Source organism: Amycolatopsis oliviviridis, assembly GCF_014654365.1.
GTDB lineage: Bacteria > Actinomycetota > Actinomycetes > Mycobacteriales > Pseudonocardiaceae > Amycolatopsis > Amycolatopsis oliviviridis.
Genome location: NZ_BNAY01000002.1, coordinates 65,838 through 86,472 on the forward strand (window position 1 = coordinate 65,838; position 20,635 = coordinate 86,472).

The 20,635-nt window shown below is 68.7% G+C and carries 16 protein-coding genes; 3 read left to right on the forward strand and 13 right to left on the reverse strand.

The features are described 5' to 3' along the window. Positions 1 to 9: 9 nt before the first annotated feature. Genes IE302_RS43165 through IE302_RS07840 form a run of 9 tightly spaced genes read right to left on the reverse strand, consistent with a single transcriptional unit; the run spans position 10 to position 10,472 of the window. Complete coding sequence (locus tag IE302_RS43165) at positions 10 to 1,533, reverse strand: isochorismatase family protein (RefSeq protein WP_191253301.1); 1,524 nt, start codon at positions 1,531 to 1,533, stop codon at positions 10 to 12. After that, the gene (locus IE302_RS07805; protein ID WP_191253302.1) at positions 1,520 to 2,185 is read right to left on the reverse strand and encodes an SRPBCC family protein; all 666 of its coding nucleotides are present in this window, start codon (positions 2,183 to 2,185) and stop codon (positions 1,520 to 1,522) included. The genes IE302_RS43165 and IE302_RS07805 overlap by 14 nt, the downstream gene beginning before the upstream one ends. Beyond that, entirely contained in the window at positions 2,182 to 2,682 is a 501-nt protein-coding gene (locus IE302_RS07810) for a (2Fe-2S)-binding protein (protein WP_191253303.1), read from the reverse strand. Before IE302_RS07810 ends, IE302_RS07805 begins: the two co-directional genes overlap by 4 nt. Beyond that, on the reverse strand, positions 2,679 to 5,075 hold the full coding sequence (locus IE302_RS07815; protein WP_191253304.1) for a xanthine dehydrogenase family protein molybdopterin-binding subunit: 2,397 nt from the start codon (positions 5,073 to 5,075) through the stop codon (positions 2,679 to 2,681). Before IE302_RS07815 ends, IE302_RS07810 begins: the two co-directional genes overlap by 4 nt. Beyond that, complete coding sequence (locus IE302_RS07820) at positions 5,072 to 5,938, reverse strand: FAD binding domain-containing protein (protein WP_191253305.1); 867 nt, start codon at positions 5,936 to 5,938, stop codon at positions 5,072 to 5,074. Before IE302_RS07820 ends, IE302_RS07815 begins: the two co-directional genes overlap by 4 nt. After that, a complete protein-coding gene (locus tag IE302_RS07825; RefSeq protein ID WP_191253306.1) occupies positions 5,935 to 7,335 on the reverse strand; it encodes an MFS transporter in 1,401 nt (466 codons plus the stop codon). The genes IE302_RS07820 and IE302_RS07825 overlap by 4 nt, the downstream gene beginning before the upstream one ends. 35 nt (positions 7,336 to 7,370) lie before the next feature. Continuing rightward, positions 7,371 to 8,642: an FAD-dependent monooxygenase gene (locus tag IE302_RS07830; RefSeq protein ID WP_191253308.1), complete on the reverse strand. Its 1,272-nt coding sequence runs from the start codon at positions 8,640 to 8,642 to the stop codon at positions 7,371 to 7,373. Next, positions 8,620 to 9,417, reverse strand: a complete 798-nt coding sequence (locus IE302_RS07835; RefSeq protein WP_308436859.1) for a maleate cis-trans isomerase family protein — start codon at positions 9,415 to 9,417, stop codon at positions 8,620 to 8,622. The genes IE302_RS07830 and IE302_RS07835 overlap by 23 nt, the downstream gene beginning before the upstream one ends. A gap of 8 nt (positions 9,418 to 9,425) precedes the next feature. Then, the gene (locus IE302_RS07840) at positions 9,426 to 10,472 is read right to left on the reverse strand and encodes a 2,5-dihydroxypyridine 5,6-dioxygenase NicX family protein (protein ID WP_191253312.1); all 1,047 of its coding nucleotides are present in this window, start codon (positions 10,470 to 10,472) and stop codon (positions 9,426 to 9,428) included. Positions 10,473 to 10,703: 231 nt separating this feature from the next. Between IE302_RS07840 and IE302_RS07845 the strand changes: the two genes are divergently transcribed. Then, complete coding sequence (locus IE302_RS07845; RefSeq protein ID WP_191253313.1) at positions 10,704 to 11,213, forward strand: MarR family winged helix-turn-helix transcriptional regulator; 510 nt, start codon at positions 10,704 to 10,706, stop codon at positions 11,211 to 11,213. A 166-nt stretch (positions 11,214 to 11,379) separates the two neighbouring features. Continuing rightward, positions 11,380 to 12,270, forward strand: a complete 891-nt coding sequence (locus IE302_RS07850) for a barstar family protein (RefSeq protein ID WP_191253315.1) — start codon at positions 11,380 to 11,382, stop codon at positions 12,268 to 12,270. 893 nt (positions 12,271 to 13,163) lie between these two features. Here the strand turns inward: IE302_RS07850 and IE302_RS07855 are convergent. After that, positions 13,164 to 15,611, reverse strand: a complete 2,448-nt coding sequence (locus tag IE302_RS07855; RefSeq protein ID WP_191253317.1) for an esterase/lipase family protein — start codon at positions 15,609 to 15,611, stop codon at positions 13,164 to 13,166. Between the two features lie 168 nt (positions 15,612 to 15,779). Next, on the reverse strand, positions 15,780 to 16,769 hold the full coding sequence (locus IE302_RS07860; protein ID WP_191253319.1) for an LLM class F420-dependent oxidoreductase: 990 nt from the start codon (positions 16,767 to 16,769) through the stop codon (positions 15,780 to 15,782). A 171-nt stretch (positions 16,770 to 16,940) separates the two neighbouring features. On the opposite strand from IE302_RS07860, the gene IE302_RS07865 reads away from it, so the two are divergent. After that, entirely contained in the window at positions 16,941 to 19,034 is a 2,094-nt protein-coding gene (locus tag IE302_RS07865) for a HelD family protein (RefSeq protein WP_191253320.1), read from the forward strand. 69 nt (positions 19,035 to 19,103) lie between these two features. Here the strand turns inward: IE302_RS07865 and IE302_RS07870 are convergent, their stop codons facing one another. After that, positions 19,104 to 19,619 (reverse strand): SRPBCC family protein, encoded by a 516-nt coding sequence (locus IE302_RS07870; RefSeq protein WP_191253323.1) that lies wholly within the window; start codon positions 19,617 to 19,619, stop codon positions 19,104 to 19,106. 91 nt (positions 19,620 to 19,710) lie between these two features. Further along, positions 19,711 to 20,634, reverse strand: a complete 924-nt coding sequence (locus tag IE302_RS07875; protein ID WP_191253324.1) for a VOC family protein — start codon at positions 20,632 to 20,634, stop codon at positions 19,711 to 19,713. Between the last annotated feature and the right edge of the window lies 1 nt (position 20,635).

Consider the following 20,635-nt stretch of genomic DNA (forward strand, 5'->3'; position numbering starts at 1 on the left):
CGACCTCGCCTAGCCGTTCGCCGACAGCAGCTTCCCCAACGCCTCACGCAGGGCCGCCAGGCCTTCGTCCGGCCGGTCCCAGAAGACCATGTGCCCGGCGTCCGGGACCTCGACGCATTCAGCCGACGGATTGCGCTCGGCGGCTTCGGCCGCACCGGCGGCGGTGACGACCGGGCTCGCGCCGCCGTACAGGAAGAACGTCGGCGCGGGCACCTTCGGCCAGTCGTCGAAGAAGTCTTCGGCTTCGAACCCGGCGTGGGTCGCGGCGATCGCACTACGGGAGCACGAGGACAGCCAGCGGGCGCGCAATTCCTGTTCCCGGCGCGGCCATCGCGGCCACGAGCGGGCCACCTCGTCGGCGTCGGTCCCCCGGCGGGCTTGGCCGAGCTGCCCGAGGAAAGCGTCGAGAGTGGTCGGGTACGGCCCTCGTCCGGGCCCGCTCAACGGCGGGTCGACCAGCACCGTACCGCGCAGGGACAGGCGACCGGTGACCGCGGCGAGCGCGGCGATCCGCGCGCCCATGGAGTGCCCGAGCAGGATCGGGTCGCGCAGGCCGAGTCCGGCCACGACCGCGTCGACGTCGGCGGCGTAGCTCGCGAGGTCGTACCCGCGCAGCGGATCCGGTGCGTCATCGGACAGCCCGCGGCCGCGGACGTCGAGCACGAGCGGGCGCACGAGATCCGTGAGATTCCGCGCCACGAAGTCCATCGTGATCGCCGGGCTGGTGATCCCGGGCAGCACGAGCAGCGGGACGCCGTCGGCGGGCCCGTAGTCGAGCACGTGCAGCCGGACCGGACCCGAGGTCACCCAGCAGCTGGTCGCGGGCACGTCACCGAGGTCGGCCAGGGCGGGCTGGGTGAGCGTGCGGCGATCCGAGACTTCCGCGAGGTACGCCAAAGCGTCGTCGAGAGCGACGACGTCGGCGTACTTCGCCTGCAGGTCGAACAGCGCGGCGTCGTGCGGACCCCGGGCACGGTCACCGCAGGCTTCCCGGACGACGAGCGTGGCGAAACCGGACTGGACGGCGTCGACGGCGGTCGCCCGGACGCATCCCGAAGTCGTGGCGCCGCAGACGAGAACGGTGTCCACGTCCAGGCCCGAAAGGAGGGCGGCCAGCGAGGTCCCGTGGAACGCCGACGCGCCCTTCTTCACGATGAGATGGTCGCCGTCGCGCCGTTCGAGACGCGGGTCGAGGGCGACGGCGTCGCTTCCTTCGAGCAGCGCCCGCATCCCCGGCGCTTTCCGGAGCCAGGCGACGGCGTCGCCGTCCGCCTCGGCGGGGGTGTACGCGATCGCGGTGTAGAGCACCGGGAAGCCGTGCCGCCGGGCCTCGGCCACCAGCGCGGCGGTCGCGGTCACTTCGGCGGTGAGGTCGGCTCCGCTGGGGAAATCCGGTTCGGTGAATCCCCGGGTCAGGTCGACCACGACCAGTGCCGGGCGGGACCCGCGGCGCACCGCCGCGCCGAAGCCCGCCCGGTCGTAGACGCTGTCGGTCTCGGCCCCGTGCAGGCCGGACTGCTCATCGACGGGCACGCTGCAACTCCTTGATCAGTTTGTCCTGGTTGCGGATCCGGCCCAGCAGCCAGCCCTGGAACAGGCCGAGCGCCGCGGCGGCAGCGATGACGCCGTAGCGCTTGACGCCCGCGGGAAGCAGCATGGCCAGCCCGTCGACGGCCTCCGGAGCAGCGGCAGTGGGAACGACAGACGTCGCAGGTGCGGACGCGGGTTTCACCGCGCCGGGTCGCGCTTGCAACTGGTCCGCGAGATTGCGCGCGAACTGGTCGAGCAGCCGGGTGGACACGGCGCCGATCGCGCCCTTGCCGAACTGGGCGAGCTTTCCGCGGATCGACAGGTCGGTGCGGAGCTCGATGGTGGCGCCGCCGGGCGCCTCGCGCACGGTCAGCGTGACCTCGGCTTCGGCGTCGCCGTTGCCGTGGCTGTCCGCTCCCCTGGCCAGCAGCCGCAGCCTGCGCTCGTCCTCGGTGACCTCGGTGAAGCGCACGGTGCCGGAGTAGGCGGCGGTGATCGGGCCGACCTTGACCTTGACGCGGCCGAGGTACGCGTCGTCCTCCTTGCCGTCGAGGGTCGCGCCGGGCAGGCAGCCCGCCACCCGCTCGACGTCGTTGATCAGCGCGAAGACCGCACCGGGATCGGCCGGGACGGAAAGCTGGTTCTCCAGGATCACGCTGTCGCCTCCTTTTCCTGGACGTGGCAACGACGGACGGCCGTCGCCTCGACCGCGTCCACGATCGTTTGATAACCGGTGCAGCGGCACAGATTCGCCGAGACCGCCTCGCGGATCTCCTCACGGCCGGCGTCCGGCCGCTGCGCGAGGAAACCTTCGGCCAGCATCAGGAATCCGGGTGTGCAGAACCCGCACTGAAGACCGTGGTGCGCGCTGAAAGCCTGCTGCAGATCGGAAAGTTCGCCCTCGCGGCTCAACGACTCGACCGTGCGGATGTCGGCGTCCTCCGCCTGCACGGCGAACACCAGGCACGCCCGCACCGGTTCACCGTCGACGAGGACGGTGCAAGCGCCGCACACCCCGTGCTCGCAGCCGACGTGGGTGCCGGTGAGCCCCAGATCGTGGCGCAGCACGTCGACCAGGGTCTTGCGCGGCTCGACGAGCACCTCGTGTTCGGAGTCGTTGACGTTCAGGACGATCAGGTGCCGGTCGCTCATGTCGGGATGCTCATTTCCCCGTGGCTCACCGCGTCGAGGGCGGCGAGCACGGTCTGCGGATGTACCGGTGTGGCGTCGAGTTCGACGCCCGTGTGGCGCAGGGCGTCGTTGACCGCGTTCAGCACGGCGGCGGGCGCGCCGATGGTGCCGCCCTCCCCCGCGCCCTTCGCGCCGTTTTCGGTGAACGCGCAAGGCGTTTCGAGGTGGGTGACGGAGATGTCGGGGATCTCGGTGGCGGTCGGGACGAGGTAGTCGATGAAGCTGGCGGCCGACGGCTCGCCGTTGCCCGCGTAGGTGATCTCCTCGAACAGCGCGCCGGCGATGCCTTGCGCGATCCCGCCGCGGCACTGCCCGTCGACGACCTGCGGATGGATCACGACGCCGCAGTCCTCCACGCACGCGTAGCGCAGGATCTTGATCCGGCCGGTGCCGGGATCGGCCTCGACGACCACCGCGTGCGTGGCGTTGGAGAACGTGCCGTCGCCTGGCACGTCGAAGCTCGCCGTGGCCGTCAGCGTCGGTTCGACGTCCTTGGGCAGCAGATGACTGCGCAGGTAGGCGACGTCGGCGATCTCCTCGAACGACGCGCGCCGCTCCGGGTCGTCGATCTGGACGACGCCTCCGTCACCGTCGAGACGGACGTTGCCGGGACTCGTTTCGAGCAGATGCGCGGCGATCGTGCACAGGAGTTCGCCGAGTTTCCCGGCCGCGAGGGCCACGGCCGAACCGCCGATCGTCACCGAGCGGGACGCGAAAGTCCCCCATCCGTAGGCGATGCGCTCGGTGTCGCCCTGCCGGAGCTTGACCTGGTCGAGGTGCAGCCCCAGCCGGTCGGCCACGATCTGCGCCAGCGTCGTCTCGTGGGACTGGCCGTGGTTCATCGTGCCGCTGGTGACCACGACGGAACCGGTGGTGTCCATCCGGATCTCGGAGATGTCGAATCCGGGGACCACGGCCATCTTCCGCTTGGCGAAGGCTCCCGAGCCGTATCCGGTCCGCTCCGAGAAACAGCAGTAGCCGATGCCGATGTTCCTGCCCTCGGCGGCGGCGCGGTCGCGGATCTCGTACCACCCCTCGTCGCGAATGGTGGCTTCGGCGAGTTCGAGCGATTCGCGGTAAGTGCCGGGGTCGTAGGTGATGGCGTTGACGCCGGTGTACGGGAACTGGGTGATCACGTTGCGCCGCCGGATCTCGACCGGATCGAGCCCGAGTTCCCGGGCGGCGCGTTCCATGACCCGTTCGATCGCCATCACGTACTGGGGCCGGCTGACGCCTCGGTAGGGCGCCGTCGGTGCCTTGTTGCTCGCGATGGCGCGGGCGCGGACCCGGTACTCGGGCACCTGGTAGACGCTCGGCATCTCGGCCGACGCCATCAGGGGCTCGATCCCCGCCGTGAACGGGTAGCAGGAGTAGGCGCCCATGTCGCAGACGACGTCGACGTCCAGCGCGGTGATCCGCCCGTCCTCGTCGAACGCGGCGCGGGTGCGGTAACGCTGTTCCCTGGCAAGGAATCCGGCCGTCAGTGCCTCGCGGCGGTCCTCGATCCACTTCACCGGCCGGTTCAGCCGTCGCGCCGCCGCCGCGACCGCGATCTCCTCGCGGCCGACGACGCATTTCTGCCCGAAACCACCGCCCATGTCCGGGACGGTGACCCGCACGGTGCGCTCAGCGACCCGCAGCGAACGGGCCATCGCCGTGCGCACCTGATGCGGTACCTGGGTGCACATCTGCACGAGCAGCTGATCGTCGCGATCGTCCCAGGACGCGACCACTCCCCGCGTTTCCAGCGGGAGCGCGTTCTGCCGCCCGCTTTTCGTGATCACTTCGACGACTCGGCTCCCGGCCGCCTCGAACGCCGCGTCGACGCCCGGTGTGTCGAACATCGAGACGTCGACCAGCACGTTGCCCGGCGCTTCGTCGTGCACGAGCGGCGCGTCCTCGGCGAACGCGGTCTCCTCGGAGACGATCGCCCCGAGCGGCTCGTAGTCCACCATCGCGGCCTCGACGCCGTCCTCGGCGCTGTACGGATCGCGCGCGACGACCAATGCCACCGGCTCCCCGGTGAACCGCACCTTCTCCCGGGCGAGGATCGGCATCGCGGTCGGCGAGAACTCCTCGGGCGGGCGGTCGAGCAGCGCGACGATGTCACCGAGTTCCAGGTCGGCCGCCGTGAACGCGGCGACGACCCCTTCGACCGCCAAAGTGGCCGACAGGTCGATCCCGGTGATCGTGCCGTGCGCGACCGTCGAGCGGACGAACGCCGCGTGCAGCAGGCCGGGCAGCTGGATGTCGTCGACGAACCGGCCCCGACCGGTGAGAAAGCGGGGGTCTTCGCGCCGAGGCACCGACGCCCCGACCCAGCGGCCGTCGCGCCCGTCGAACCGCGGGGTCATCGCGTTTCTCCTTTCTCCCAGGCCTCGTGCAATGCCTGGGTGACGAGGGTGCGCGCCAGGCGCCGTCGGTAGGCTGCGCTGCCCGCCGCGTCGTCGGGCGGATCGATGGCCGCCGCCGCGGCGTCCCCGCACTCGGCGAACAGAGCCGGTCCGGGGACGCCACCGGCGAGCACGGCCTCGGCCTCGGGCACCCGGACGGGCGCGGGTGCGACACCGCCGAGCACGACCCGTCCCCCACCATCGGCGTCGAGACTGACCGCGGCGTCCACGATCGCGAAGTCGCCGTGACGGCGCGCGAACTCGGTCAATGCGGCCTTCGGCGCCGGGCGGGTGAAGCTCACGGCCGTCACGACTTCGTCCGGTTCGACGGCCGTGGTGTAGAAGCCGTGGAACATCTCCGCGGCCGGGATCTCCCGCGGCCCGCCCGGGCCTTCCGCGACGATCACCGCGTCGAGCAGCAGCGCGAGCAGGCACCATTCCGCGGTCGCGTCGCCGTGGACGATGCTGCCCGCCACCGTGCCGCGGGACCGGATCGGCAGATGCCCCACCCACCGCATCGCGCGGGAGAGCACGGAGAAATCCGGTCCCAGCTCGGAGATCTCCACCGTCCGATGAGTGACCATCGCGCCGATCGTGAGCCCGGAACCGTTGGGCCGCAAGGAGTTCAGCGCAGGTTCGCGGCGCAGCGGGCCCAGATCGACCAGCGCCGTCGGCCGGGCGAGCCGGAAGTTCATCATCGGCATCAGGCTCTGGCCGCCGGCGATGAGTTTCGGATCCTCGCCCGCGGCGGCGAGCTCGCCGAGCAGACCGACGGCGTCGGTGACGTCGTGGGCCCGGTGGTAGCGGAACGCGGCGGGCTTCACAGAGCGGACCTCGTGGCGGGAGGCGTCTCGGTCACGGGTTCGGCCGTCTCGACGATCCGGTCCAGCTCGCGGCCGCGGGTCTCCGGCGCGCCCATCATCATGAACGCGACCGCGGCCACCACGAGCACACCCAGCACGGTGAAGGTCAGCGGCAACCCCAGCACCGGCCACAGGACGCTGCCGAACAGCAACGGCGCGAAACCGGTGATCGCCCGGCTCGACGACGACGCCCAGCCGAAGCCCGAGGCGCGGAGTTCGGTCGGGTAGAGCTCGGAGACGTAGGCGTACATCACCGGGATGACGCAGAGCGCGAACAGGCCGAACGCGCCGATCGCCACGACCGCCGCCGTGGGCGAGTCCAGGAGCAGCGAGAAGACGACCAGGGACAGCGCGGTGAGCGGCCCGGCCACGGCGATGATCCGCTTGCGGCCCACCTTGTCGACCAGGAGCACGGCCACCGCGACGCCGACGATGCCGAGCGCGTTCATCAACGCGGTCGAGGCGAAGGCGGCGATCTCGCTCAATCCCTGTGCCTTCAGGATGGACGGCATCCAGCTGAGCGCGGCGTAGTAGACCAGCATGACGCTGATGAACAGCGACCACGCCACCGCGGTGATCCGCGGGTTGTACGCCCACACCCGGCGCAGCTGGTCGAACGCCGCCGCGATCGCGCCGCCGCGGGTGTCCTCCACCACCGCGGGCGGGATCGAATACGGCTCCGGTGTCGTCCCCGTGCGACGGACGAGGTCGTCGATCACGGCGCGGGCCTCGGCCTCGCGGCCCTTGCGGACCAGGTACAGCGGTGATTCCGGCACGCCGCGCCGCACCCAGAACAGCAGCAGCGCGGGCAGGATCATCAGCACCAGCATCCAGCGCCAGTTCCCCTGGACCGGGAGCAGCAGCGTCGCGGTGACGGCGGCCAGCGTCGTCCCGACGGGCCACCAGCCGTCCATCGCCGACAGGACCCGGCCGCGATGGCGGCGCGGGGAGAACTCGCTGACGATCGCGTAGTCGACCGGGATGCAACCGCCGAGCCCGATGCCGGCCAGGAAGCGCAGCGCCAGGAAGATCTCCACGTTCGGCGCGAGCGCCCCGAGCACGGAGAACAACGCGAACAGCAGGAGCGTGACGCTGAACGCCCGCTTGCGGCCGATCCGGTCCGCGATCGTGCCCCAGACGACCGCGCCCACGGCCATGCCGATCAGGTTCGCGGTCGCCACCAGGCCTTTCGTCCCGGCGGACAACCCGAATTCCGTCCCGACCAGCGGGGTGAGGAACCCGTTCAACGCGACGTCCCAGGCGTCGAACATGTAGCCCAGCCCGCCGATGAGGAAGATCTTTCCCTGCACGCTCCAACGCCAGGGCAGGTCCTGGACGATCTGATCACCAGTACGCATGAACCGCTCCGTTGCGATTTGCCGACCAGCGCGCCTCAGCGGGCGAACTGGTAGTGGATGGACTCGGTGTCGGGGTCGGTGAGCGGGCTGCCGTTCCACAGCCAGTCGTAGGACACGTCGGATTCGCCGTCGAAGCGCCGCAGCTTCTCGTCCCGTTCGCGCTGCTCGGGACCGTCGGGCAGGTGGTAGAAGTCCATGTTCTGCAACGAGGCGTCCTGGACCATGCCGGCGTGCTTGGCGCGCCGGTCGACGTAGCGGACCAGGGCCCCGTCGATCCCGTCGCGCGTGACGCGGCCCAGCTCCTCGGCCAGTACGGCCGCGTCCTCCATCGCCTGGGACGCGCCTTGCGCCTGGTAAGGCAGCATCGCGTGGCACGCGTCGCCGAGCAGGGCGACCCGGCCGTCCACCCACACCGGATCACGGCGCCGACGGTACATCGCCCACACCGAGACGTCCTCGTCCTTCGCCTTGGCCAGCATGGTCGGGACCCGATCGTCCCAGTCGTGGTACTCGGCGGCGAGTTCGGCGGCGGTGGCGGGGCCGCTCCAGTCCCTGGCGACCGCTTCGGTGCACGGTACGATCGCGACCACGTTGAGGTACTCCCCGCCGCGGATCATGTAGTGCACCAGGTGTTTGTTGGGGCCGTACCAGATCGTGGAGTGGTACCGGTCGGCCAGGAAGCGGGTGGCGGGGTCCTGCGCGATCAGGTCGCCGGAGATCAGGGCCCGGTAGGCCATCTCGCCGGAGAACGCGAGCGTGTCGTCGAATCCGGCGAGATCGCGCACCGAGGACCGGATGCCGTCCGCTCCGACCACGACGTCGCCGGTGAACCGGCGCCCGTCCGCGGTGATCACGGCGGGCCGGTCCGCCACCGTCCGGTCGAGCTCGACCACCCGCGCGCCGGTCGCCACGCGCACCACCGGACCGGCGCCGTCGGGGTCGAGGCAGGCGTCGAGCAGGACTCGGTGCAGGTCGGCGCGGTGGTAGTGCCAGTAGGGTGCGCCGTACTGGTCGGTCACCCGCCTGCCCAGCGGGAGCTGGGCGATGATGCCGCCGTCGGCCCAGCGGCGGCGGACCTGGTCCTGCGGCTCCGTCCGCACCCGCTCCAGATCGGCGCGCAGCCCGAGTCCGATGAGGATCCGGCTGGCGTTGGGCGCGGTCTGGATCCCGGCGCCGATCTCGCCCAGTTCCGGTGCCGCCTCGACCACGGTGACGCGCAGGCCGCGCTGCCGCAGCGACAACGCCGCGCAGAGCCCACCGAGCCCGCCCCCGACGACAACGACCTCAAACGACTGACTCGCGGCCATGCCCGCCTCCCGTCTTCGTCAAAGCTTTCGCACCGTTGAGCAGGCTCCCGGCACCGGGCACCGTCGGCTCGACGCCGAGTTCCGACAGGACCCGGAACGTCGTGGCGGTCGCCGCCGACAGGACCGGGATCCCGACCTCGTCCTCCACCGGCTGGATCGCGGACAGCGACGGCATCTGGACACACGCGGAAAGCACCAGTACGTCCACATCGGACAGGTTCAGCTTCCGGTGGTGCTCCCGCAACCCGGCGGGGTCCAGCCGGGCGACGGCGAGATTGTCCGGCACCTCAAGGGAAAGCGCGTCGGCGACTTCGAAACCGGCGTCCTCGATGTAGTCCGCCACCGCCTTGGTCAACGGCTTCATGTACGGCGTGATGATCGCGACCTTGCGGGCTTTCAGCGCGTCGAGACCGGACAGCAGCGCACCGGCGCTGGACACGACCGGCGACTCGCAGCCTTCCTCGCGCAGGACACGGGTGATGTCGTCCTCGGCGGTGCAGTGGTAGCCCGGCCCCTGGGCCATGATCGCCACCAGGCACGCGGTGGCGACCACGTCCGGCCGCGCGTCGGCGAGTTCGGCCGCCGCCCGGCCGGCCTGGGCGTTCATCGCCCGCAGCTGTTCCGGTTCGACGTGCCGCATCCGGGCCCGCGCGGAATGGAAGACGAACCGGTCCCCCGGCTCGGTCTCCTCCCTGGCGCGCAGCATCCGCGGCAGCTCGGTCTCCATCGTGAGGTTCGAGCTGGGGACGATCATCCCGATGTGGTGATCGGCCACGGCGGCGCTCATCGGCGGGCCGCCGGGCGCATGTCGGCCACGGTCAGCTCACCGTTGTCGACGATCAGTTCGTCGTCCAGGTACAGGGAATTGCCGCGCATCGGGATGTCGAAGTGGCAGGGCGTGTCGTTCGGCCCGCCGAGTTCGTTGTTGGGGCCGATGGAGAACATCACGTTGCCGTAGAAGCTCCGCAGTTCCATGCCCATCCCGCCGGGGAACTGGGTCAGGCCGTGCCAGTGCGCGCGCTCGTCGAGTCCCCAGCCCACGTGGCTCATGCCGTAACCGCGGGGGTCTTCGAAGCTTTCGATGTAGGAGCGCAGCAGATCCGCGTCCAATCCGGACGTTCCGGCGCCGCCGCGGATGTCGCGGATGAAGCCCTGCTCGATGGTGATCTCCACCGGGGTCTGCACGTAGGTGTTGAACGGCAGCAACACGTCTCCGGGCGAAAGCACGATCTTCCCGTCGACACCGTCATCGGCGCCGCCGGTGAACACGAACGCCGCCGGCCAGTGGTCCCAGCGGCCGGGGGTGTCGGTGTAGCCGTATTCGGACAGCGTCGGGTACACGCCGAGCTGATAGGTGACGTCGGTGCCCGCCGGACTGGTGATCCGCATCGTGCCGGCCTTGGCCAGCAGCTCGGCCCCGATCTCCACCCGCTCGCGCAGCTCCTTCGTCGGCATGAGCCTGGCCAGCAGTTCGGGCGGCTCGACGGCGGTGAGGATCCGGGTGCCCGCGTCCTGGATCGCGAACTGTTCCTTGCTGAACAACAGGAACGTGCAGTCGACCACCATGTCCACGCTCTTGAGCGCCTCGACCGCCAACGGGATGTTCCCGAGCCCCGAGTCGCCCACCGCCCACGCGCCCGCCGCGCTGGACGGCGAGGGCAGCCGCATGTGATAGGCCGAGGCGCCCAGCTGCTGGGCGGCCCACAGGAAAGCGTCGGCGTACTCCGCCCGCTCGCCACCGCGGGTCAGCACCACCACGGTCTCGCCCTCGTGCACTCCCGAAAACGTCAGCTGGCGCAAGCAGATGTCGTTGAACAGGTTCTGGTCCATCGTCGAACACCTCCACACTAATCCGAGCACGTACTATCCGGACACGCAAGAGTTGGGCCCGGATCCGCTCTCTCGCCGTCCCCGAGGGGGCCTTCATCCGAACACGTACTATCCGGATACGCAAGAGGTCACCGAGGACAGGTCTCGGCGGCCTGCCCGTGAGCGACCGTCCGGACACGTAGGATCACCCCGGGGGCCCGGGCAGCGGGTGGAGCCGACAAGGAGAAGGCGATGGGTGAACCGGCGCGCACGGGCCGAGGCAGGGACGACGCGGCGGCGGTCACGCCCGCGCCGCCCTCGGATCTGCTGGCGGCCCCCGGCTACGGCGCCCGGCGGCTGTACCAGGCCTACCTCGCCGCCTGGAACCGGCACGTGGACCCGGTCCTGACCGGCCCGCAGTTCGCGGTCCTGTCCGCGGTTCGCGCCTACCCCGGCAGCGACCAGAGCTCCCTGGCGGGCGCCGTCGCGCTCGACACCTCGACGATGGCGGACCTGTGCCGCCGGCTCGAACGGCGGGGCCTGATCCAGCGCGTCGAGTCCCCCCACGACGCCCGGCGCAAACTCCTGTCACTCACCGACGAGGGCAAGACGGTCCTGAGCCAGGTGAATCGCCGCGCCCGCAAGCTGGACAAGGCACTACTGGGCGACGACAGCGTCGCCGGCGACGTCGACACGGCGGCGCTGCTCAACGCGCTCGGCGCCCACTGGGAACGGATCGCGTCGGTCGACAAGCTGCGCTGAAAAGCGCCGTCCGCGGCGGGATCATCGTGATCCGCGCCGAGCAACCCCTCCCCCCGCACCGAACGCGCTCTCGTGCCGACTTGTGGACGCGACGGCGGCACAGACCAACGACTCCATCGCGGGGCTCAGGCCCGTCGCGGCTTTCTCTGCGGATAGTGTCGTCGGGGTGGTGGTCAATCCTGGTGCCGGTCTTCGGCGGGAGCAGCAGCGGTGGTCATGGGAGTATCCGGTCGGCCCGCGCTGGTTGCTCTGTGGCGACATCGGCGCCGATTCTTCTGACGACGTCCCGTTGGCGCTGTGCGCGGAAATCGAGGGACTGTTCGCCGACGCCCCCGCGGACCGGCTGACAGCACCAGTGCAGCGAGTCAGGCTCCTCGGTTGCCGACCGGAACCCGCGTTACTGGCCGCACTCGACGCGCTGGGACAGTCGTCCAAGGCCGGCCTACGCCGCCGCCGGATCCGCGGCGAGGTCCACGCTGTCGCCACCGATGGATCCGCCGGCCGGGTGATCGACGCTGTGGTGTCCGGAACGGTCAACGCCGCCGGTCCGTCGCGGCTCGGCGCCGGACTCCTGGACGTGACCGTCGACATGGGCGCGAGGGAGCCGTTGCCGACGGGAATCCTCGACATCCTGGAGCATTGGCGCACCGGACGACCGTCCCGGCGGAACCTGTGGGCCGGCTACGACAGAGAGCTGCGGCATCGATGGGCGGGAGTGGCGCTCGGACACAGCCTCAGCGCACCCGACGGGCAACCCGGGACCACCTACGATCTCGACGGCCGGTTCGTGACCGACATCGAGGGGTTCTACTGCGCGATCGGTGAGGCGATCAACGGCCCAGGCGGGTACTTCGGCTGGAACCTCGACGCTCTGGAAGACTGCCTCCGCGGAGATTTCGGCGCACAGACCCCGTTTCGCCTGGCGTGGCATAACTCGGCCATCGCCCGCGAGCACCTGGTCGCCGGCAACGACCGGCGGCGGCCGGGCCCGGCGATCACCCTCGAATACCTCCTGGACATGCTCACGAAGCACCGAATCGAGATCAACCTGCACTGAGCCGTACGGTCGGCCACAGCACATCATCTCGGTCGGCCTGACGAAACCGGCTCCGCCCAGTGCACATGGTTATTTCCGGACTGTTAAACGATATGGACTGGACCTCCATAGTGTCCGCACACAGACTGCCGTGAGCGCAAGACCCAGCACCCATGCCAACGTTTCAAGAACTGACACCAATACGGCTTGCTGAGTCCATTTATTCGACACAAACGGCCACGCGATCAGCACAATCAGGGCGAGCGCCCCAGCTCCGGGAAATATTAGCATATTAGGATTTCCCCATTCAAATAGTTTAATCGTCTCCACTCTCCTCTTCTCGATCACCCAATCCTCCCAATTGAGGCCTCCAGGCACGCGCATACTCAAGTGCGTCCGAATATACTTTGCAATCCCCATTATTGCATGGGCGTGCATTGCATGCCGAGTGCCGAGCATATACGACGTCAGTGGAACTATTAACAGCAAGGGTACTCGATCTTGGCTGGTCATCGCGAATCCAAAGATGGCGCCGGATCCGGTAATTTGAAGGCTCATGATCTTCCATTGCGTTTCCGCACGCAGCTGCATTTCGGCCCTCAAGGCCACAAACTCGGCGAGGGGACCTTCGTGCTGTCCTGAAACTTCCGGCACTGTCGACACTTTAATGCCTCCATGTGATCATTGCCTCGATAACGCCTATTGTGCCAGTTTGACGCCGACCGAGACCAGAGTCGACTGGGTGAAAGCAGCGGAGAGCGGAATAATATGTCGTCGATATTTGACCAAAAGTCCACTGCCGCTTGACTGACAGATAGGAAAGACGCACATCAGACATAGTTCACCAGTCGGTCGTTCGCTGAAACACGCGTCCGCTCATGCCGATGAGCGGTCGTTGTGAGCGACGGTACGTGTCAGCTTCGCGGGGTCCCGTCCGGGTTCAGACCATGCGCCAGGATCACCTGGCGTTCCTCCTCGGAGAGGCCGACGATCGCCCAGTCTTCGATGGCGCGTCGGGCATAGCCGTCGCCGGCGGCGATCATGCGCAGGAGTTCGGTGAGGTTGCCGGTCGCGCAGAGGTGTTCGACGAAGTGCCGGCCACCGCGATTGCTGAATGACGCGAGCTGGCGAAGCTTGTCGATCTCGCCGTGACGCTCATAAAGTTTGGCGAGTCGACGGCGAACATAAGAGTCGTTGGAACCTACAGCGAGTTCGACCAGTTCATCGTAGTTGTCGTCGGCAAGTAACTGGTCGGCGCGATCACGGCTTGATGACCTGAAGCCAGGTTTTATCGACAGGGCCTGCCTTTCGGTGGCGGCGTCGGGACGCGGTACCGGCAGAACCGGGAGTTCCGGCTTGACGGCGGGTGGTTCCGGGGTGGGCGCGGCCGCGGCGGCCGCCAGTTCAAGCTCGGCAGCAAGGGGATGCAGTAGCCGATGCCCGGCTGAACGTGCCAGCACTTCGAGCGGGAACCGGGTGAGGCCGACCATCGCGAAGAGACGCCACACCGTTTCAGGCAACGGCTCGTGGAACCGCACGAGCTTGCCGAATTCGAGAAGTGGATCGAAGAGTGTGTAGGTTCCGGAGGAATCGGGGAACGGCGGCCGCAATGCCCACACCGCCTCCTCGAGTGGATTCGTCGCCTCGGCCAGAGCGTCTTCGAACCAGGTCGGAGATTCCGGTGGCCGCTCCAGATAAGCGGGTGTGGCGCCACGGAGCAAGGGCAGAGTCAGCGGCATTCGGGGGTCCACACCGAAACCCAAGATCGCCAAGTCGATAGCCGCATCGAGGAGGCTGCGCGTCTCACGCTTGACCGGCGATTGCCACAGATTGATCGTCCAATGAGCGCCGGCGAGCATCTGGGGCGGGCTGACGACCCGCTGCCTCAGAGCTGCGGCAAGCAGGTTGTCCTCCGCGTCGATCGAACGCGCCCAACCTCGTCGACGTTCCGCGTCCGACCACGATTCCAAAACCGGCACGGGTGAACCGGCGTAGGTCGCTAGTTCTTTCATGGCGAAGGAGTCGGCCAACGCGGTCGGCTGGTTCGCCGAACCGACCACCGGCGCATGCCACATGGTTGCGACGGCAACCGCTTGGTAGGTCCGTCCATGGTCACGCAGGACAGCCAGAGCGGCTTTCACCGCTCCGGCCACGCCGGTACCCGATCTCAGGTTGTCGAGCCACAACACGACGCCACCCTTGGACAGCTTCGCCCGGCTCAACCGCTCAATGTCCTCGGGGTTGTTCATGTTCACGAAATGCCAGTCGGGCAAGAACTCACGGACCGCCTCCCAGGCGGAGCGACTCTTGCCGGTGCATGAGCGACCGATGAGGATGACCGCGCCCGACGGGTCGTCGACCACGCGCCTCAGCCGTGCACGGAGATCGGCGTCATGATCCCGGAGTGCGTACGAGCAAATTTGGCTGCGTGGCGTCTTGTGGTTCAGCCAAAGCGCGATAGGCGAGTCGGAGTCCACCAGAGGAACACTCGGCTTCACCCCAGTATCCAAAGGGTTGACATCGCGCACATACGGCAAGGCCTCGTCGACGTCGAGCTCGCAGGTCTCCTCTTGGTGGCCGGCGCCGGCCGGGCTGGTCCGCAGTGCCGTGATGATTCCGGTGACGAAGAGCTTGATCTGGCCGTAGACCAGGTCGCTGGGAGCACTGGGTTTGCAGATGTCGATGTGGTCCGCGTCCACCGAAATCGGTGTCTGGCCAGGGATTCCGGGGTCGGCCGAGCCCGCGTCGACCACCTGTATCCCCTTGGTCGGCCGGGTCTCGTAGAAGATCTTGTGCTTGATATCCGATGTCGGGTGAACGGACCAGTTACGGTATCTGGTGTTGAGCTGCCGAAGATGCGCGCTGTTGCGTTCCAGGCCGTCGACAGCTTCCGTCTTGCGGTAGACGACGGCTAACGCCTTGACGACGGCCTTGGTGACGATGTCAGAGCCGGTGTGCGGGGTGGCCAGGAACACCACACCGCGGGTGGCGGTGGCGAACTCGGTGTAGTCTGCGCGGCCGTCGGCCGCGTGCAGCAGCATCTCTTTTACCACCAGTCCGCCCATGCTGTGAGTGACGAAGCACAGCGGGCGCTGTCCGATCCCGTCCTTCTCCAGGTGGGCCAGCAGGCTGATCGCCCGGTCCTGGATCGGCATCGCGTGGCCCAGCCAATGGCTCGACGCCGCATCGTAATCCAAGGACCAGACGGACACTCCCTCTATGTCCTGCCCAAGCCACTCGGGCCAGAACGAACCTTCCCGCTTCGCCGACCAGCTCTTACGGGCGTCGCCGTCAAGGCCGTGCACAAAAACGACGTCCAACACCGGGGCCTCGTCCGTACTCACCACGACGAGTTCGGTCACCGCTTGCCCCCGCATCGAATTCGCGCACCCCACCGCCACCTCGGCTTGGTGAACTGTCGCTTGACACCGCAGCCGCGTTACAGACCCGACCGCAGTCCGTAAACATCCGCGCATGCCGTGGTCGCCCGAGTAGGGCCTTGGTACGAGGACGACCCGCCCGGACACGGCCTAGCTGTTCACCGCCGGGACGACATGCTTCGCGAAGAGGTCGATGCTGGAGCGGTCGTACGCGGCGTCGGGGAAGTTGAAGATCGCGTAGGTCATGCCGAGCTTTTCCAGCTCGGCCAGTCGCTCGGCGACCTGCTCGGGCGTGCCGACGCCCACTCCTGCGGTGAAGACCGAGTACGCGCGCTCGGCCGCTTCCGGGGACGCGTACCTCGCGTAGTGGTCCTTGAGCCAGGCCAGCTTGTCCTGGACCTCTTTCTCGGTCTCGGCGATGACGCCGTTGTGGTTGGCCGAGCGCACGATCGCGCCGAAGTCCGTGCCGACGTCCTTGCAGTGCGCGGCCAGGATCTCCGACTTGCGGGTGAATGTCTCGCTGTCGGCGGCGAAGTTGGTGTACTTCGCGAATCGCGCGGCGATCCGCAGGGTCTTCTTCTCGCCACCACCGGCGATCCACAGGGGGATCCCGCCGTCCTGCAGCGGTAGCGGGCGCAGGATCGCGCCGTCGGTGCGGTAGTGCTCGCCGTCCAATGTGGACTTTCCGGTGGTCCACAGGTCCCGCATGATCCGGACGCCTTCGTCGAGCCGGGCGAGCCGCTCGCCGGCACTCGGGAAGCCGTAGCCGTAAGCCCGCCACTCGTGCTCGTACCAGCCGGCGCCGATCCCCATCTCGACGCGCCCGCCGGAGATGATGTCGGTGGTCGCGGCGACCTTCGCCAGGTACGCCGGGTTACGGTAGCCCATGCAGGTGCACATCTGCCCGAGCCGGATGGTCTCGGTGGCCGCGGCGAAGGCCGACATCACTGACCACGCCTCGTGGGTGGCCTCCTCGGTCGGCTCCGGCACCGTGTGGAAGTGGTCGTAGACCCAGATCGATTCGAAGGGCCCGGCCTCCGCGTGTTTCGCGATGCCGAGCATGGTCTTCCAGTGGTCCACAGGTTCGATGCCGGCCAGGTCCAGCCGCCAGCCCTGCGGGACGAAGAGTCCGAAGCGCATGATCCTCAACCTAGCCTGCAGACCCGCCACACGGCGCGTTCGCCGGGGATTCCAGCCGGACGAACTCCAGCAGCCAGCCCTCCGGCGGCAGCTCCGCCGTTCACTCTCCCAGCGGCTGAGGCCGAGGGAAAGAACAAGACTGTTTTTCCGCGAGGTCACTCCGCATCCTCGATGTCACTGAGCATCGATCGCCCGGGGAGTGTTCGAGTGACCATCACCGAGATCGACGTCGAGCAGGAGTACCTGGCGGTCTTGTACGCCCGGGTGGATGCCCTGCGCGAACAGGCGGCCACACGGTTGGCGGCCGTGCGGCGTGCCGGCGAAGACTACGCGGCGATAGCCACCTGGCAGGCGGAAGTGACCCGCCTTGACGGGGTGGAACAGGGGCTGTGCTTCGGGCGGCTGGACCTGCGCGACGGCCATCGTGTGTACGTGGGGCGGCTGGGGTTGTTCCGGGACACCGACGACGAGCCCTTGATGGTGGACTGGCGCGCACCGGTGGCCCAGCCGTTCTACGCCGCGACCGCGACCGAGCCGCACGGTGTCCGGCGACGGCGGCGCATCATCACGCGGGGCCGCAGGGTCGTCGGGCTCGACGACGAGCTGCTCGACCCGGACCACGCCGCCGACGGCAGCCTGGTCGGGGACGGCGCGCTGCTGGCGGCGGTGACAGCCGATCGGACCGGGAGGATGCGCGACATCGTCACGACCCTGCAGGCCGAGCAGGACCGGATCATCCGGAGCGAGCACCAAGGAGTGCTGGTGGTGCAGGGTGGCCCGGGCACGGGAAAGACCGCTGTCGCGTTGCACCGGGTCGCCTACCTGCTCTATACGCATCTCCACCTGCGTGCCCGCGGTGTCCTGGTCGTGGGCCCCAGCAGGCTCTTCCTCGACTACATCGGCCAGGTCCTGCCCGGCCTGGGCGAGAACACCGTGGTGACGGCGACCATCGCCGACCTGTGCCCGGGCATCGAGGTCAGCCGGGTGGATCCGCCGAAGACCGCCGGGCTCAAGGGCCGGGCGGACATGGCCGAACGGTTGAGGGCAGCGGTCCGCGCGCGGGTCCGGATTCCCGACGAACCGATGGACATCGAGTTCGAGCAGCAGGCACTGCGGCTCGAGCCGGAGACCTGCCGCCGTGCCGTGCGGAGGGCCCGGCAGACCGGGCTGCCGCATAACCAGGCCAGGCTGGTCTTCGCGCGGGAGATCGTGGACGCCCTTGCGCAGGGCCTGATCGAGGACCTGGAGACGGTGGTGCTCACCGATACCGGCGAAGCGCTGGACGGCGGCAGCCCTGATGGCCGGCTGAGCGAAGCCGACCTGCGCGCGTTGGCGGCCGCGGGTGTCGTGATCGGCCAGGACGATCACGACGGACCGAGAAACCTGCTGGACGAGACCGACAAGGCCCGTCTCAAGGGCAGCCTGCTGGCTGATGCCGGCGTCCAGGACGTGCTCGACGACCTGTGGCCGCTGCTGACTCCGCAGCACGCGGTGTCGGACGTCGTCGACGGTCCGGACGCCGGCTGGAGCGTCGCCGACATCCCGTTGCTGGACGAGGCCGCTGCCTTGATCGGCCAAGGCGGCAGCCCGGCGACGTTCGGACACGTCGTCGTCGACGAGGCACAAGAACTGTCCGCCATGGCCTGGCGGATGCTGATGCGCCGCTGCCCCAGCAGGTCGATGACCGTCCTCGGCGACCTCGCTCAGACCGGGAACCCGGCGGGCGCCTCCTCGTGGGAACGCGTGCTGCGGCCGCACCTGGACGACCGTTGGCGGCTGGCCCAGCTCACCGTCAACTACCGCACCCCAGCGGAGATCATGGCCGCCACCGCGGACCTGCTCGCCGCCCACCATCCCGGACTGCGGCCACCCCGGTCGGTCCGCTCCACCGGCCGGCCTCCGTGGCGGCTGCGCACCACCCCCGCCGAGTTGCCGAAAGTCGTCGCCGACCTGGTCGCTACCCACACCGAAGGCCGGCTGGCGATCGTCGCTCCGGGCAAGCGCCTCGGACGGCTGGCCGCCGAGTTGTCCCTGGCCACGATGCCGGACCTGACGGACAAGGTGGTGCTACTGGCTCCCCTGCAGGCCAAGGGGCTGGAATTCGACTCGGTCCTGATCATCGACCCGGCGGCGATCCTCGACGCGGCACCGCTGGGCCACAACGACCTGTATGTCGCCATGACCAGGGCCACCCACCGGCTGGGCATCGTGCATCCCGGTCCCCCACCGGACGAGCTGTCGGCCATCCCGGAACTCACACCCTGACGACACCCACTGCGTTCCTCCTCGGGGCCATACGGGGCCGCTGGAGGTAGCGGCCCCGAGCCACCGACGTCATCCGGCCGTGCCCTCGAGGTGCGCCTTGATCAGTTCCAGGCCGACCTGGATGCGGGCCGGGTCCTCGACCGGGTGCGGGCCGGGCGGCTCGGTGTCCGGGACCAGTCGCTCGAACAGGCGGCAGAACAGGGTCGTTCCGTCGCCGAGGTCGAAGGTGGTGAAGGTGGCGATCGCGTGCATCGCCGGGGCCAGGGAGCCGTCGTCGAGCACGTCCCGGCCGACCACCGTCCACAGCTTGCCGGGGACCCGCGCCACCACGGTGTAGAGCTTCGGCTTCTCGTTCAGCTCCGGCTGGATGGTTTCGAGCAGTACGTCGCCCATCTCGGCGGGGACGCCTTCGGTGCCGCGTCGCACCTCGGTGCCGAGGGCCATCGGCAGCCATTTCGGCAGGTTCGACCAGGTGGTCACCCAGTCGTACACGGCCTGTACCGGGCGGTTGATGACGATGCGGTTTTCGACGAACCGGATGTTCAGGTTGTCCGGGATCTGGGGGACGTACAATTCCACTGACATGACTTCTCCTTTTCTGGTCAGGCGCGAGATCTTCCAGCGCCTCTGACTTTTTCGATTTCCGGTGACGCGTCCTCTCGCCGGTCCGGCGCGGTCACCGGGAGGGTGCGTGCTGTCCGGTCATGAGCGCGGCGAGGTCGTCCGGTTCCAGGAACGACGGCGGCGGGGGCGGGCCCCAGCTGAACAGGCCTTGGGCACCCTCGAAGACTTCCGGGGTCCAGATCTCGTCCTCGGGGATGCAGTCCATGTCGGCGTAGTACTCGCTGAAGTTCCCCGCCGGATCCTTGAGGTACCAGAAGAAGTTGGATCCCGCGTAGTGCCTGCCGAGGCCCCAGACATGTCGCTCGGGGTTGCCCGCCAGCATCGCCGCCGCGCCTCGCCCGACGTCGTCGATGTCGTCGACCTGCCAGGACGTGTGATGCAGGAAGTTCACCGGTGCCGCGAGCGCCAGCACGTTGTGGTGATCGACCGAGCAGCGCAGAAAGGCGCCCTTGTTCCCGATGTAGTCGCTGACCTTGAAACCGAGCCCCTCGGTGAAGAACCCCATGGTGGCTTCGAGATCGGTCGTGCCCACCACGCAGTGACCGAGTTTCTTGGGCCGGATCGGGTCCTCACGCAGCACTCCGGGCGCCCGGCCGAACCGCTCGATGCGACCGGGCCCGTTGTAGGGGGTGGCCGGGACGGGCCGCTGCACGATTCTCGGCGCGATTTCGACACGGACGGTGAATCCGGAAACCGGCTCGATCGCGGTGACCGCGGTGCCGTCCGTGCCACCCGCCACGCCGAGGCGATCCAGCCGCGACGCGGCCCGCGCGACGTCGTCGGCATCGTCGACCCCCACCCCGAGTTCGAGCACCCGTCGGGATACGGCGTGCCGGACCTGCAGCTGCTCGCCGCCTTCGCGAGTGCTGAAGGCCCCGTCACCGAGGTGGGTGAGCCCGAACTCGGAGTAGTAGGCGATGGTTTCCGCGACGTTCGGGACTCCCATGGTGACCCGGGTGAGGCGGTGCATGCCCATG